This window comes from Gemmobacter fulvus, from assembly GCF_018798885.1.
In the GTDB taxonomy this organism is placed as follows: Bacteria; Pseudomonadota; Alphaproteobacteria; order Rhodobacterales; family Rhodobacteraceae; genus Gemmobacter; species Gemmobacter fulvus.
Map to the genome: position 1 here is coordinate 393,100 of NZ_CP076361.1, position 14,291 is coordinate 407,390.

Here is a 14,291-nt window from a genome sequence, read left to right on the forward strand (position 1 = left end):
GGTCTAGTTTCTGTCCCTTCCGTGATGCCACAGAAACGGACCAACAGCAACACGCCTTCTAAGCCCGCAACGCAGCACATATTCCACCCTTGCAATACAATCACAGGTGCATTTTGCCCTGCCTGTTCCGGCTTTGAACGCCGCCCGGATCGCCCTCCGTCGCCAAAGACACAGATAAACTCTGCCGCCCCGCAAGGCCCGGCACATGGGCCCGAGATGAATTAGCCAAATCCTAATCAAAGCTGAAAAACACAATGCTTTTCCCTTAAGCCATGCTGCGCCACTGTAGGGGAACCCGCTTCACTTGGCACAATGCCACGGAACCGCAAAGGGCACCGCGATGAACAAGCATACCCCCCTGAGCCCCGCACAGGAATTGCACGCAAATGTCGCCGTGCCGTTCACCGAAGCCCATGCCATGCCGAAATCGGTCTATACCGATCCGGGGTTTCTGGCGCTGGAACAGAAACACATCTTTGCGCAGGACTGGCTCTGCGTGGGTCGGGCCGAAAGCCTGCCCAATCCGGGCGATTACCTGACGCTGCAAATCGCCGATGAGCCGGTGATCGTGCTGCGCGACCGCGAAGGGCAGATCCGCGCGATGTCCAACGTCTGCCGCCACCGCATGTCGACGCTGTTGCAGGGCCGCGGCCATACCCGCAGCATCGTCTGCCCCTATCACGCCTGGACCTATAATCTGGACGGCAGCCTGCGCGGCGCACCCGCGATGTCCCTCAATTCAAGCTTCTGCAAAGAGGCCCAGGGTCTGCCCGCCATCCGCTGTGAGGTCTGGCAGGGCTGGATCATGGTCTCGCTCAACCCCGACGCCCCGGCCCCCGCCGAGACCCTGGCCGAGGCGGCAGCGCTGATCGCGCCGCTGGACATGACGACCTATACCGAAACCTTCCGCGAAACCTTCCGCTGGGCCACCAACTGGAAGGTGCTGGCCGAGAATTTCATGGAAAGCTACCACCTGCCCGTCTGCCATGCCGGCACGATCGGCGGCGCGTCGAAGCTCGAAGAGATGGTCTGCCCCGAAGGACTGGCGGCCTTCAACTATCACTGGATCCTGAAGAACGATACCGTGCCGCTGGCCCTTGCCCATCCCGGCAATACCACGCTGACCGGCGATGACCGCCGCAAGACCTGGCTTCTGGCGATCTATCCGGCGCTGCTGATCACCCTGACCCCCGGCTATTTCTGGTATCTGTCGCTGACGCCCGATGGCCCCGGCCATGTGAATGTGCTGTTCGGCGGCGGCATGTCTGCCGATTGGCTGGCCGATCCCGAGGCGGCGACCCATCTCGCCAATGTCAAAGCCCTGCTGGACGATGTGAACATCGAGGACAAGGGCTGCACCGAAAAGGTCTATCGCGGCCTCTCTGCCGGCCTGGCACAGCCCGGCCCGCTCAGCCATCTGGAGCGGCCCAATTACGATTTTGCCCGCTACCTCGCCTCGCGCATCCCCGCGTGATCCTCCCGCGTGTCTGGGCCAGGCGATCTCGCCTGCTGCCCGAAATCTGCTGAATTCCAAAGGACATGATGATGTCAGTCGAAAAGATCGAAGCGCTGGTGGTCGGCGCCGGCCAGGCCGGTGTGGCCATGAGCGAACATCTGAGCCGCTGCGGCGTGCCGCATCTGGTGCTGGAAAAAGGCCGCATCGCTGAACGCTGGCGCACCGCGCGCTGGGATTCGCTGGTGGCCAATGGCCCCGCCTGGCATGACCGCTTTCCGGGCATGGAGTTCTCCGGCGACCCCGAGGCCTTTGTCGGCAAGGATCAGGTGGCCGATTACTTCGCCGCCTATGCCGAAAAATTCCACGCCCCGATCCGCTGCGGCGTCTCTGTTACCGAAGTGGTGCGCAAACCCGGCGGCGGCTTCCGGGTCGACACCTCGCAAGGCCCGGTCGAGGCGCAATATGTGATCGCCGCCACCGGCGCGTTTCAGGTGCCGCTGATCCCGGCGCTGGTGCCGGAAACGGACGGCATCACCCAGATCCACTCCAACAGCTACCGCAACCCCGGCCAATTGCCGCCCGGCGCGGTGCTGGTGGTCGGTGCCGGATCCTCCGGCGCGCAGATCGCCGAAGAGCTGATGGAGGCCGGTCGCAAGGTCTATCTCTCGGTCGGGCCGCATGACCGCCCGCCGCGCCGCTACCGGGGCCGCGATTTCGTCTGGTGGCTGGGCGTGTTGAACATGTGGGACGCCGATGCCCCGAAAGGCGCAGACCATACCACCATCGCCGTCAGCGGCGCCCATGGCGGCCAGACAGTCGATTTCCGCAAACTGGCCGCGCGCGGCATGACCCTGGTGGGCCGGACCGAACAGTTTGCCGATGGCACCATGACCTTCGCCCCTGATCTGGTCCGCAACATCGACCGCGGCGATGCCAACCTGCTGGCACTGCTGGACGAGGCCGACGCCTGGGTCACCCGCAACGGCATCGACCTGCCGGAAGACCCCGAGGCCCGCGCCATCGGCCCCGCCCCCGACTGCATGGTCAACCCGCTGCTCAGCCTCGATCTGGCCGAAGCGGGCGTGACCACGATCCTCTGGGCCACCGGCTTCCGCAATGATTACGGCTGGCTCAAGGTCGATGCGCTGGATGACACCGGCAAACCCCGCCACCAGCGCGGCGTCTCCTCCGAACCGGGGATCTACTTCCTGGGTCTGCCCTACCAGTCCCGCCGCGGCTCGTCCTTCATCTGGGGCGTATGGCATGATGCCAAATTCGTGGCCGACCATATCGCCAAACAACGCAGCTACCTGGCCTACCGCGCGCCCGGCGATGCCGCCGCCGCCGAATGAAAGAGACCACCATGGAACATACCCGCTACCGCACCTTCAACACCAAGGACACCTATCCCGAACAACGGCTGGACAATGATCTGTGCCAGGCAGTCGCCACCCGCGGCGGCACCACGCTCTGGATGCGCGGCCAATGCCCGCAAGACCTTGATACCGCCGTCAACATCAAGGGCAATGATCCGGTGGAGCAAACCCACAAGGTGATGCAGAACATCCGGCAACTGGTTGAAGAGGCTGGCGGATCCATGACTCACGTGGTCAAGCTGGTGGTCTACCTGACCGATGTGCGCCACCGCGAGGTGGTCTATCGCACCATGGGCGAATATATCAAAGGCGTGCATCCGGTCTGTACCGGCCTGACCGTGGTGGCGCTGGCCCGCCCCGAATGGCTGGTGGAAATCGATGCCACCGCCGTGATCCCCGATTGACCCCACAGGGCCGACGCTCCGCCACTCCGGCTCCCGCTGGCCAGACTGGCCCATTCTGAAAACACCCGCCTTTCATCTTGGCAAAAATATCCTCGGGGGTCCGGGGGCAGACAGCCCCCGGCCTCTCCAACCCAAGGCACCGCATGACCTTTTCCCTCGTCGCCCGCTGCGCGAAAACCGGCCAGTTCGGCATGGTGATCGCCTCCTCCTCGCCCGCTGTTGCGGCCCGCTGCGCCCATACCCGTGCGGGCGTGGGGGTAGTGGCCAGCCAGAACGTCACCGACCCGGCGCTGGGGCCTTTGGTGCTCGATGCGCTGGCCTCTGGCCTTGGCGCGGCCGCGGCGCTGGCTCACGTCAAGACTGGTCGCGAACATATTGATTACCGTCAGATTCTCGTGATTGACCGCGATGGTGGCGTGGCCATTCATTCGGGCGGTCAGGTGCTGGGCCTCTGGGGCGAGGCGCAGGGGCGCGACTGTGCCGCGGGCGGCAATCTGCTAGCCAATGAGGACGTGCCCCGCGCCATGGTCGCGGCTTTCGAGAGCGCCACAGGCCATCTGGGCGACCGGCTGATGGCCGCCTTGCAGGCCGGGTTGTCAGCGGGCGGCGAGGCGGGGCCGGTGCATTCCGCCGGGCTGCGCATCGCCGACCGGCTCAGCTGGCCGCTGGTTGATCTGCGCTGCGACTGGACCGACAGCTGCCCGATCCAGGCCGTTGAAACCGCTTGGAAAATCTACAAACCGCAGATGGCCGCCTATGTGCAGCGCGCCATGGATCCGACGCAGGCACCCTCTTACGGCGTGCCCGGAGACGAATGAGGACATGATGTTCACCCATGCCGAATGGCAGACCCGTACCGCTGCCCTGACCTTCCGCAACCAGATCTGGCTGGATGGCAAGCCCGTGCCCGCCGCCTCGGGCGCGCGCTTCGAGTCCGTGAACCCGGCCACGGCGCAGATCCTGACAGATGTTGCAAAGGGCGGCGCCGAAGATGTTGATCGTGCTGTCAAATCCGCGCGCCGCGCCTTTGACGACGGGCGCTGGAGCCGCAAGACCCCCGGAGACCGCAAGGAGGTGCTGCTGCGCCTTGCCGCGCTGATCCGCGACAATATCCCCGAACTGGCGCTGCTCGACAGTCTGGATATGGGCAAGCTCATCACCGATGCCGCCACCATCGACGCGCCCGGCTCGGCGCATTTCTTCCAATGGCACGCCGAGGCGATCGACAAGCTCTATGACGAGATTGCCCCCACGGGTGGCCGCGATCTGGCTATGGTGCGCCGGGTGCCGCTGGGCGTGATCGGCGCGGTGGTTCCGTGGAACTTCCCGCTCGACATGGCCACATGGAAACTCGCGCCCGCCCTTGCCATGGGCAATTCGGTGGTGCTGAAACCGGCCGAACAAAGCCCGCTTTCGGCGCTGCGGCTGGCCGAACTGGCCAGCGAGGCCGGGCTGCCGGATGGGGTTCTGAACGTGGTGCCCGGCTTTGGCCAGGATGCCGGGCAGGCACTTGGCCGCCACCCCGATGTCGATGCGCTAGTGTTCACCGGATCGACCGCCGTGGGCAAGCTGTTCCTGCGCTATGCGGGCGAAAGCAACATGAAACAGGTCTGGCTGGAGACGGGCGGCAAAAGCCCGAACCTGATCTTTGCCGATTCCGATCTGGATGCGGCGGCGGATATGGCCGCCTTCGGCATCTTTTTCAATCAGGGCGAGGTTTGTTCCGCCAATTCCCGCATGTTGGTCCATACATCCATCGCCGAGGAGATGATCGAGCGGATGCGCAGCCGCGCCGCTGCCATGCAGCCGGGCGATCCGCTTGATCCCGCCTCGCGCATGGGGGCCATGGTCGATCAGGCCCATGCCGATACCGTGATGGGCTTCATCGACAGCGGCAAACAGCAGGCGCGGCTGGTCTGCGGCGGCGAGCGGGTCCGGCTGAACGGGGCGGAAACCTTCATCCAGCCGACAATCTTTGCTGATGCCGGATCCGAGGCACGCATCGTGCGCGAAGAGATCTTCGGCCCCATCCTGTCGATCCAGACCTTCACCTCGGAAGACGAGGCCATCGCCATGGCGAATGACAGCCCTTATGGTCTGGCCGCCTCGGTCTGGACGCGTGATCTGAGCCGGGCCTTGTCGGTGTCGGATCGTCTGGTGGCGGGCACGGTGTCAGTGAACACGGTAGATGCGCTGTCGGCCATGACGCCGTTCGGCGGCATGAAACAATCGGGCTTCGGGCGCGATCTGTCGCTGCACAGCTTTGACAAATATTCGGCGCTGAAAACAACTTGGATCAAATACTGAATGCGCTTAGGATTATCCTAACCCCAACGGGAGGTGGATAAGCCATGCCCTTGCGCTTCACCCTGCGACAACTTGAATATCTGGTGGCGGTGGGCGAGTCCGGCTCCATCGCCATGGCGTCGGAAAAGGTGAATGTGTCGTCGCCGTCGATTTCGGCGGCGATTTCGCAATTGGAACAAGAATTTGGTCTGCCGCTTTTCGTGCGCAAACATGCGCATGGCCTGTCGTTGACCCAAGGCGGCAAACAGTTTGTCGAACAGGCCAAGGTGGTGCTGGCCCATGCCGCGCGGCTGAACAATCTGGCCAATGACATCACCGGCAAGGTGCGCGGCCCGCTGCATGTGGGCTGCCTGCTGACCTTTGCCCAAGTGGTGCTGCCGCATCTGCGCCGCGGCTTTGTCGACATGAACCCCGAAGTCGATTTCCATCAGTTCGAACGCAACCAGTCCGAGATCTTCGAGGGGCTGCGCAATGCCACCCTTGATCTGGCGCTGAGCTATGACCTCAACATCCCGCCCGATCTTGAGTTCGTGCCGCTGACCAGCCTGCCCCCCTATGCCGTGCTGCATGACACGCATGAGCTGGCGCATCTGACGGCAGTCTCCCCGGCAGAGTTGGCAGAATACCCGATGGTGCTGCTGGATCTGCCGATGAGCGCCGAATATTTCCTGTCGTTTTTCAGCGAGATCGGCGTGAAACCCCGGATTGCCGAACGCACCCGCGACATGGCGGTGATGCAAAGCCTTGTCGGGCAGGGATTCGGCTATTCCATTGCCAATATCCGCCCGCACAGCAACCACGCCCCCGATGGCCGCAAGCTGCGTTATGTGCCGCTGACGGGCCCGGTGCGCCCGATGGAACTGGGGCTGGTGCTGTCAGAAGGCGCGCGCGCCTCGCAAACCGTGCGGGCTTTTGTCGATCATTGTCAGGCCCAGTTGACGCCGGAAAACACGCCGGGGTTGCGCCTGCGGCTGAGCGATACCGACACGGGCGTCTGACACCTTCCTATGCTGCCGAAAGCGCGGGCACTTCGCCCAAATCGAACGCGCCGGGACGACCTGTTAGCCTTTCCCTAAGTCCAGCTTCCAGAAGCAATCATTTACCAAAGCCGCTGCGACGGGTCTTTTGGCCGCACCGCCGCGACGCTGTGCCGCATCGCGCATCCACTGAAGGGAGCCAGGGCCTTGCGCGATCCTCGCTATGATATCCTGTTTGAACCGATGGCCATTGGCCCGCTGATGGCGAAGAACCGCTTTTATCAGGTGCCGCACTGCAATGGCGGTGGCTACCGCGACCCTTCGGCCGCCGCCGCGATGCGGGGCATCAAGGCCGAGGGCGGCTGGGGCGTGATCTTCACCGAACAGACCGAGATGCACCACACCTCGGAAATCACCCCGTTCATCGAGCTGCGGCTGTGGGAGGACAAGGATATTCCGATGCTGCGCAAGATGGCGCAGGCGATGAAAACCCATGGGGCGCTGGCGGGCATCCAGCTGGCCTATTCCGGCATCAATGGCCCAAACATGTATACCAAAGAGGTGCCGCTGGCGCCCTCGGCGCTGCCGATCCGCACCTTCACCAATGATCCGGTGCAGGCCCGCGCGATGGACAAGACCGACATCCGCAATCTGCGCCGCTGGTTCGTCAATGCCGCCAAACGCTGCAAGCTGGCAGAGTTTGACCTGATCTGCCTGTATGGCGCGCATGGCTTCGGCATCTTTCAGCATTTCCTCAGCCGGGCCACCAACCAGCGCAGCGATGAATATGGCGGCAGCCTGGAAAACCGCTCGCGCTTTGCCCGCGAAGTGATTGCCGACATGCGCGATGCCGTGGGTGACAGCATGGCGATCACCCTGCGGGTCAGTCTGGATGAAACCATTGGCGAGCTTGGCTTTTCCAACGCCGAGGTGCGCGATTTCATCGCGATGAATGCCGAACTGCCCGACCTGTGGGATCTGGCGCAGGGCACCTGGGAAGATTGCTCTGGCCCGTCGCGCTTCAAGGAGGAAGCCGCGCAAGAGGCCCTCGTGCGCGGCATCCGCGACCTGTCGCCGAAACCCGTGGTCGGCGTGGGCCGCTTCACCTCGCCCGATGTGATGGCCAAGATGATCCGGCAGGGCACGCTTGATTTCATCGGCTGCGCCCGCCCGTCGATTGCCGACCCGTTCCTGCCGAAAAAGATCGAAGAGGGCCGGATCGACGATATCCGCGAATGTATCGGCTGCAATATCTGCATCACCGGCGACATGACGCAGGCGATCAGCCGCTGCACCCAGAACCCAACCTTCATGGAGGAATGGCGGCGCGGCTGGCACCCCGAAAAGATCGCCACACGCGGTGACAGCGAAAATGTGCTGGTCATCGGCTCCGGCCCTGCCGGGCTGGAGGCGGCGCGGGCACTGGCCCTGCGTGGCTATGACGTGGCGGTGGCCGAGGCGCGCGACAGCTTTGGCGGCCGGGTGGCGCGCGAACGGATGTTGCCGGGCCTGTCGGCCTGGGGCCGGGTGGCGGATTACCGACTGTATCAGATCGGCCAACGCCCGAATGTGCAGATGTATCCGGGGTCGGATCTGGGCGTGCAGGATGTGCTCGATTTCGGCTTCCAGAACATCTGCATCGCCACTGGCAGCCGCTGGCGCGCCGATGGTGTCGCGCGTCAGCATGTGCTGCCGATGCCCGGCGCCGATGCCCTGCCCGTCTTTACCCCCGATGATCTGATGGAGGGGCGCATGCCCGCAGGCAAGGTCATGGTCTTTGATGACGACCATTATTACATGGGCGGCGTTCTGGCCGAACTGGCGGCGCAGAAGGGCTGCGATGTGACGCTGGTGACGCCCTCGGCCTATGTCAGCGACTGGACGATCAACACGCTGGAACAGGGGGCGATTCACCGCCGCCTGATCGCCGCCGGGGTGAAGATCGTGCTGAACACCGGCATTGCCCGCCTGCACGCGGATGGGGTGGAAACCAGTTGCAGCTATACCGATCAGCGCGGGCGCCTGGCCTGCGATGCCGTGATCATGGTCGCCTCGCGCGTGGCGAATGACAGCCTGTTCCATGCGCTGAAGGCCCGGCAGGCCGAATGGGCGGATGCGGGCATCCGTTCGGTGCAGCTGATCGGCGATGCTAGCGCGCCCGGCCCGATCGCCTGGGCCACCTTTGCCGGCCACCGCTATGCACGCGAGCTGGACAGCGGGGTCTGGGCCGATGAGCATGGCGGCGATTGGGGCGACAGCCTGCCCTTCCGCCGAGAGATCACCGAACTGGCGGCGGATTGAGCCATGGATACCCGTAACAAAGCCATCGAGGTCGTCAATGTCGCCAAATCCTTCGGCACCTATCAGGCGCTGAAAGGGGTCAGCTTCGACATCTATGACAACGAGTTCTTCACCATGCTCGGCCCGTCGGGCTGTGGCAAGACCACGCTGCTGCGCATGATCGCCGGGTTCGAAGCCCCGACCAGCGGCACCATCCGCCTGCATGGCAAGGACATCCTGAGCCTGCCCCCGCACAAGCGACGGGTGAATACGGTGTTCCAAAGCTATGCGCTGTTCCCGCACATGACACTGGAGGCGAATATCGCCTTCGGGCTGGAGAACATGGGCTGGGCGAAAGACCGGCGCGAGGCCCGCGTGGCCGAGATGCTGGCCATGGTGCATATGTCGCAATTCGCCCGCCGCAAACCGGCGCAGCTGTCGGGCGGCCAGCGGCAGCGCGTGGCGCTGGCCCGCGCGCTTGCCCCCGAACCCGAAGTGCTGCTGCTGGACGAGCCGCTCTCGGCGCTGGACCTCAAGCTGCGTCAGGCGATGCGCGATGAATTGCGCGCCCTGCAACGCGCCACCGGCATCACCTTTGTCTTCGTGACCCATGATCAGGAAGAGGCGCTGGATATGTCGGACCGGATCTGCGTGCTGGGCCATGGCGAGATTCAGCATCTGGGCACCCCGACCGACATTTACGAAGACCCGGAAAACCGCTTTGTCGCGGATTTCATCGGCGAGACGAATTTCTTCGAGGTCGATGTGCTGCGCGTGGACGGCGATCAGGCCACCGTGCGCACGCCGATGGGGGTCACGCTGACCACCCTGCACAAGGGCGCACAGCCCGGCCAGCGCGCCACCCTGTCGCTGCGCCCCGAAAAGATCGGGATGGAGGATCAGGCGGCGGGCGAGCTGATGGAAGGTCAGATCATCACCAAGAATTACATGGGCGGCTATACCCATTACACGGTCGATGTGGGCGGCACCAAATTGCGCGTGTCCAAACGCAACGCGATTTCGCACAGCACCAGCTTCGATCTGGGCCGCCGGGTGAAACTGGGCTTCCGCCATGACAGCGCACGGGTGCTGGCGCGATGAAAACCCCCGATTTCCGCCTCTGGGGCCTTGCCCCGGCCTGGATCATCATGGCCTTCACGCTCATCCTGCCGATTGCCATCGTGCTGATGGTCAGCTTTGCCACGCGCGGCGCCTATGGCGGGTTTGAATGGGGCTTTTCGCCTGCCTCCTACACCCAGATCCTGTTCGAGGAAGGCTGGGAGGGCGAAACCGAATTTACCGCGCAATATCTGTGGATCATCGGGCGCACGCTCTGGCTTGCCGGGCTCACCACGCTGATCTGCGCCGCACTGGCCCTGCCCGCCGCCTATACCATCGCGCAGGCCGGGCCACGGCTGCGCGCGGTTCTGATCTATCTGGTGACGCTACCGTTCTGGGTGTCGATGATCGTGCGGGTCTATGCCTGGATCATCATTCTGGGCAATGACGGCGTGATCGAGAAAACCCTGCGCGGGCTGGGGCTGCTGGCCGATATCGACAGCCTGCTGTTCACCAATGGCGCGATGCTGACTGGCCTTGTTTACTCTTATATCCCGCTGATGATCCTGCCGGTGTTCGCCTCGGTCGAAAAGCTGGATCCGGCACTGATCGAGGCCAGCCATGATCTCTATGGCTCGCGCTGGGTCACGGCCCGGCGGGTGATCCTGCCGCTGGCGATGCCGGGGCTGATGGCCGGGGCGATCCTTGTGTTCGTGCCCTGCCTGGGGGCGGTGCTGGAGCCGATCCTGCTGGGCGGCGGCAAGGCCATGCTGATGGGCAACCTGATCCAGACGCAGTTCGGCGGCGGGCGCAACTGGCCCTTCGGCGCGGCCATTGCCATCCTGCTGATGGGGCTGGTGATGATCTTTCTGATGCTGAACGCGCTCAGGGCGCAGCGCGAGGTGGCCCATGGCGCATGATGTGAAACGCTATCCCGGCGCGCGCCTGTTTACCGCGCTGTTCTTTCTGTATCTCTATCTGCCCATCGCTGTGGTCATCGCGTTTTCCTTCAACGAAAACCGGCTCGTCTCGGTCTGGACCGGGTTTTCGCTGAAATGGTATGAAAGTGCGCTGTCCAACCGCGCGCTGATGGATGCGGTGAAGATCTCGCTCACCGTGGCGGTGATCGCCACCGCCATTGCCACCACCGTCGCACTGATGGCCGCGCTGGTGATCGTGCGGGGCCGCGATGTGCGCTTTCGCCGGGTGTCGGAAACCGTGGTCAACCTGCCCCTGCTGCTGCCCGAGATCGTGCTGGCGGTGGCGGTGCTGATCCTGTTTTCGCAGCTGGGCCTGCAAAACGGCATGGCCAAGCTGATCATCGCCCATACCGCCTTCTGCATCCCCTTTGCCTTCCTGCCGATCCGCGCCCGTCTGCAAGGCATGGAGGCGGATTTCGAAGAGGCGGCGCAGGATCTTTATGCCAGCCCCTGGGTGACCTTTCGCCGGGTCACGCTGCCGCTGATCGCGCCGGGGGTGTTTGCGGGGGCCATGCTGGCCTTCGTGATCTCGATGGATGATTTCATCACCTCCAACCTGCTGAACTCGGGCGGGTCGACCACCCTGCCCGTCTATATCTTCGGCCTGATCAAACAGGGCACCACGCCGGAGCTGAACGCGATTTCCACTCTGATCGTCGCAGGCTCGCTCATCCTTGCCACCACGGCCCTTGTGCTGACCTTCCGCAACCCGAACCGGGGCTGAACCCCGGCCCAATCTCAACAGGAGATCCCCATGAAACGCTTGCTTCTTACCTCCACGCTCATCACCCTGCCGCTGGCCGCCCAGGCCGCGGGAGAGCTGAACCTCTATGTCTGGTCCGACAGCATCGCGCCCGAGCTGATCGCCAAGTTCGAGACAGAGACCGGCATCAAGGTCAATGTCGACGGTTACAACTCCAACGAAGATCTGCTGACCAAATTGCAGGCCGGGGCCTCGGGCTATGATGTTGTCACCCCGTCGCAGCACTTCCTGAAGATCATGGTCGATGAAGGGCTGCTGGAGGATATCGACGCCCATTCGCTGGCGGCCTATCAGGCGGTCGACGTCAAATGGCGCAGCCAGTGGTGGGATCCGACCAACGAATTTTCGATTCCCGTTGCCTATGGCACCGCCGGTTTCACCGTGAACCGCGACCAATATACCGGCCCGGTCGACAGCTGGGCGGTGTATTTCGAACCGTCGGCAGAGCTTCAGGGCAAGATCGCCTCGCTGTCCTACCCCGACGAGGTGATCGGCGCGGCACAGCTCTATCTCGGCGTGCCCTTCTGTTCGGAGGATTCCGCCGAAATGAAAAAGGTTCTGGATCTGCTGATGGCGCAAAAGCCCTTCGTGGCCGCCTATACGTCGGACAATATCGAGAACCGCATTGGCGGCGGCGAGGTTGCGGCGCATTTCTGGTGGGATGGCAATTCGATGAAAACCCGGATGAATGACGGGGCAAAGATCGAATTTGCCATGCCGAAAGAAGGGCTTGTTGGCTGGCTTGACAGTTTTGCCGTGCCGAAGGGCGCGCCGAACGTCGACAATGCGAAAGCCTTCATCGACTTCATGTCGAAGGTCGAAAACGCGACGATGCAATACAATTACTACGGCCATTCCGCCCCGGTGGCGATTGATACCGCCACGGCGAAATACACGCCGGAAAATGCGCCGGAGCTGTTCCCCACGGTCCCGGTCGAGTTTTCGCGCACCTGCTCGCCCGCCGCGCAGGATCTGGTGACCAAGGTCTGGACCCAGCTCCTGCAATAACCCCCCAATCCCCCCGGCCCGCGTCGGGGGGGCTTTTTGCCTGAGGTGGCGCATGACGGCTGATCTTCTGTTGCACAACGCCCGCCTGTTCGGCGGCACGGCCCCGGTGGCGCTGGCGATCAGGGCGGGTCTGATCGACTGGATCGGGCCGGATGCCGATGCGCCGCCCGCGCAGCGCCGGATGGACGCCGAAGGGGCCACCCTGCTGCCCGGCTTCACCGAAAGCCATCTGCACATCTTTCTGGGCGGCACGGCGCTGGGGCAGCTCAATCTGGCCAGCCTCAGCACGGCAGAGGATTTCGCCACCGCGCTGCGCCGCTTTGCCGACACGCTGCCGCCCGGCGCATTCCTCTGCGCCTATGCTGCCAATTACGAAATGCTCGGCCCCGGCACCCGGCCCGATCGGCATGCGATTGACGCCGTGGTGGCGGACCGGCCAGTGTTCATCACCTCGACGGATTTTCACGCCGCCTGGGCCAATACCGCCGCCCTGACGCTGGCGGGCCTGTTGCACGGGGCCGAAACGCCGCCCGGCTCCGAAGTTGTGCTCGGCCCCGATGGTTTGGCGACCGGCGAGCTGCGCGAAGGGGCCGCGATGGAGCTGGTGCGCTGTCTGACCCCGACCGGCGGGCGCGACAGCACGGCGATGATCGGGCAGGAACCGCCCCATACCACGCCCGAACACCGCGCCCGCGACAAGGCCACCATCCTGCGCGCGCTGGAGTATTGTGCGCGCCATGGCATCACCTCGGCGGTGAACATGGATGGCAACCTCTATCAGGCCGGGCTGTTCACTGAACTCGCAGACCAGCTGCCGATCCGCGTCAAACTGCCGATGAACCTGACCGAAGATCAGGACGAAGCCCGGCGCGCAGCGCTGATTGCACAGGCGCAAAGCCCCGACCTCGGCAAGCTGTCCTTCGGTATGATCAAGATGTTCATGGACGGCGTCTATGACACCTGGACCGCGCATGTGGTCGGCGGCTATCCCGGCGATCCCGGCAATGACGGGCCGCGCCTGATTTCTGCGGCGGGCTTTGCCGATCTGGCGACCCGCGCCGATGCGGCGGGGCTGCAAATCGCGGTGCATGCCGTGGGTGATGGCGCGGTGCGGACGGTGATCGACGGTTATCAGGCGGCGCAGACCGCGAATGGCGCGCGCGACAGCCGCCACCGGATCGAACATATCGACACGATCCAGCCCGCCGATCTGCCGCGCCTGAAGGCGCTGGGGATCATGGCCTCGATGCAGCCGGTGCATCCGCCCGGCAGCGCGGGCCTGCCGCTGGAGCCGACGACCACGATCATGGGGCGCGACCGCTGGCCCACCGCCTTTCCGTGGCGGATGATCGTGGATCAGGGCACGCCGCTGGCCTTTGGCACCGATTGGCCGGTCTCGCCGCTGGATCCGCTGTTCTGCCTGCATTGCGCGCTGACCCGTCAGCTCTGGGCCGAAGACCTGCCCGACCAGCGGCTGACCCTGCCCGAGGCGCTGGCCGCTTATAGTGCCGCCGGGGCCTATGGCATGTTTGCCGACACCCGGCGCGGCCGTCTGGCGGTGGGGATGCAGGGCGATGTGATCCTGGTGGCGGGCGATCTGGCCGGGCTGTCGCACCACCCCGATGCCGCCCGCGTCACGCTGACGCTTTGTGACGGCAAGGTGATCTGGCAGGGCTGAGCC

12 protein-coding genes are annotated in these 14,291 nt (G+C 64.1%); all 12 read left to right on the forward strand.

What is annotated here, in order from left to right:
* The first annotated feature begins 340 nt into the window (after positions 1 to 340).
* The 12 genes from KM031_RS01830 to KM031_RS01885 all read left to right on the forward strand — a co-directional run bounded on the left by KM031_RS01830 (position 341) and on the right by KM031_RS01885 (position 14,288).
* The gene (locus KM031_RS01830) at positions 341 to 1,474 is read left to right on the forward strand and encodes an aromatic ring-hydroxylating oxygenase subunit alpha (RefSeq protein ID WP_215504078.1); all 1,134 of its coding nucleotides are present in this window, start codon (positions 341 to 343) and stop codon (positions 1,472 to 1,474) included.
* A 71-nt stretch (positions 1,475 to 1,545) separates the two neighbouring features.
* Positions 1,546 to 2,808: a flavin-containing monooxygenase gene (locus KM031_RS01835; RefSeq protein ID WP_215504077.1), complete on the forward strand. Its 1,263-nt coding sequence runs from the start codon at positions 1,546 to 1,548 to the stop codon at positions 2,806 to 2,808.
* An 11-nt stretch (positions 2,809 to 2,819) separates the two neighbouring features.
* Positions 2,820 to 3,236, forward strand: a complete 417-nt coding sequence (locus tag KM031_RS01840; protein ID WP_215504076.1) for a RidA family protein — start codon at positions 2,820 to 2,822, stop codon at positions 3,234 to 3,236.
* Positions 3,237 to 3,379: 143 nt separating this feature from the next.
* The gene (locus tag KM031_RS01845; protein ID WP_215504075.1) at positions 3,380 to 4,054 is read left to right on the forward strand and encodes a DUF1028 domain-containing protein; all 675 of its coding nucleotides are present in this window, start codon (positions 3,380 to 3,382) and stop codon (positions 4,052 to 4,054) included.
* Positions 4,055 to 4,061: 7 nt separating this feature from the next.
* Positions 4,062 to 5,543: an aldehyde dehydrogenase gene (locus KM031_RS01850; RefSeq protein WP_369694655.1), complete on the forward strand. Its 1,482-nt coding sequence runs from the start codon at positions 4,062 to 4,064 to the stop codon at positions 5,541 to 5,543.
* Between the two features lie 44 nt (positions 5,544 to 5,587).
* Complete coding sequence (locus tag KM031_RS01855) at positions 5,588 to 6,541, forward strand: LysR family transcriptional regulator (protein ID WP_215504073.1); 954 nt, start codon at positions 5,588 to 5,590, stop codon at positions 6,539 to 6,541.
* Positions 6,542 to 6,727: 186 nt separating this feature from the next.
* Positions 6,728 to 8,821, forward strand: coding sequence for an oxidoreductase (locus KM031_RS01860; RefSeq protein ID WP_215504072.1), 2,094 nt, complete (start codon positions 6,728 to 6,730; stop codon positions 8,819 to 8,821).
* 3 nt (positions 8,822 to 8,824) lie between these two features.
* Positions 8,825 to 9,901, forward strand: coding sequence for an ABC transporter ATP-binding protein (locus tag KM031_RS01865; RefSeq protein WP_215504071.1), 1,077 nt, complete (start codon positions 8,825 to 8,827; stop codon positions 9,899 to 9,901).
* The gene (locus tag KM031_RS01870) at positions 9,898 to 10,779 is read left to right on the forward strand and encodes an ABC transporter permease (protein WP_215504070.1); all 882 of its coding nucleotides are present in this window, start codon (positions 9,898 to 9,900) and stop codon (positions 10,777 to 10,779) included. The genes KM031_RS01865 and KM031_RS01870 overlap by 4 nt, the downstream gene beginning before the upstream one ends.
* Positions 10,769 to 11,563: an ABC transporter permease gene (locus tag KM031_RS01875; protein WP_215504069.1), complete on the forward strand. Its 795-nt coding sequence runs from the start codon at positions 10,769 to 10,771 to the stop codon at positions 11,561 to 11,563. Before KM031_RS01870 ends, KM031_RS01875 begins: the two co-directional genes overlap by 11 nt.
* Positions 11,564 to 11,593: 30 nt before the next feature.
* Positions 11,594 to 12,610 carry an extracellular solute-binding protein gene (locus KM031_RS01880; RefSeq protein ID WP_215504068.1) on the forward strand — a complete coding sequence of 339 codons (1,017 nt, stop codon included), beginning with the start codon at positions 11,594 to 11,596 and terminating at the stop codon, positions 12,608 to 12,610.
* A 52-nt stretch (positions 12,611 to 12,662) separates the two neighbouring features.
* Entirely contained in the window at positions 12,663 to 14,288 is a 1,626-nt protein-coding gene (locus tag KM031_RS01885) for an amidohydrolase (RefSeq protein ID WP_215504067.1), read from the forward strand.
* The last annotated feature ends 3 nt before the right edge of the window (positions 14,289 to 14,291 follow it).

Bases quoted from the DNA above. Each gene is read 5' to 3' on its own strand.
- KM031_RS01885 (WP_215504067.1), top strand. From the start codon at position 12,663: ATGACGGCTGATCTTCTGTTGCACAACGCCCGCCTGTTCGGCGGCACG.
- KM031_RS01855 (WP_215504073.1), top strand. From the start codon at position 5,588: ATGCCCTTGCGCTTCACCCTGCGACAACTTGAATATCTGGTGGCGGTG.
- KM031_RS01850 (WP_369694655.1), top strand. From the start codon at position 4,062: ATGTTCACCCATGCCGAATGGCAGACCCGTACCGCTGCCCTGACCTTC.
- KM031_RS01835 (WP_215504077.1), top strand. From the start codon at position 1,546: ATGTCAGTCGAAAAGATCGAAGCGCTGGTGGTCGGCGCCGGCCAGGCC.
- KM031_RS01845 (WP_215504075.1), top strand. From the start codon at position 3,380: ATGACCTTTTCCCTCGTCGCCCGCTGCGCGAAAACCGGCCAGTTCGGC.
- KM031_RS01865 (WP_215504071.1), top strand. From the start codon at position 8,825: ATGGATACCCGTAACAAAGCCATCGAGGTCGTCAATGTCGCCAAATCC.
- KM031_RS01880 (WP_215504068.1), top strand. From the start codon at position 11,594: ATGAAACGCTTGCTTCTTACCTCCACGCTCATCACCCTGCCGCTGGCC.
- KM031_RS01830 (WP_215504078.1), top strand. From the start codon at position 341: ATGAACAAGCATACCCCCCTGAGCCCCGCACAGGAATTGCACGCAAAT.
- KM031_RS01840 (WP_215504076.1), top strand. From the start codon at position 2,820: ATGGAACATACCCGCTACCGCACCTTCAACACCAAGGACACCTATCCC.
- KM031_RS01875 (WP_215504069.1), top strand. From the start codon at position 10,769: ATGGCGCATGATGTGAAACGCTATCCCGGCGCGCGCCTGTTTACCGCG.
- KM031_RS01870 (WP_215504070.1), top strand. From the start codon at position 9,898: ATGAAAACCCCCGATTTCCGCCTCTGGGGCCTTGCCCCGGCCTGGATC.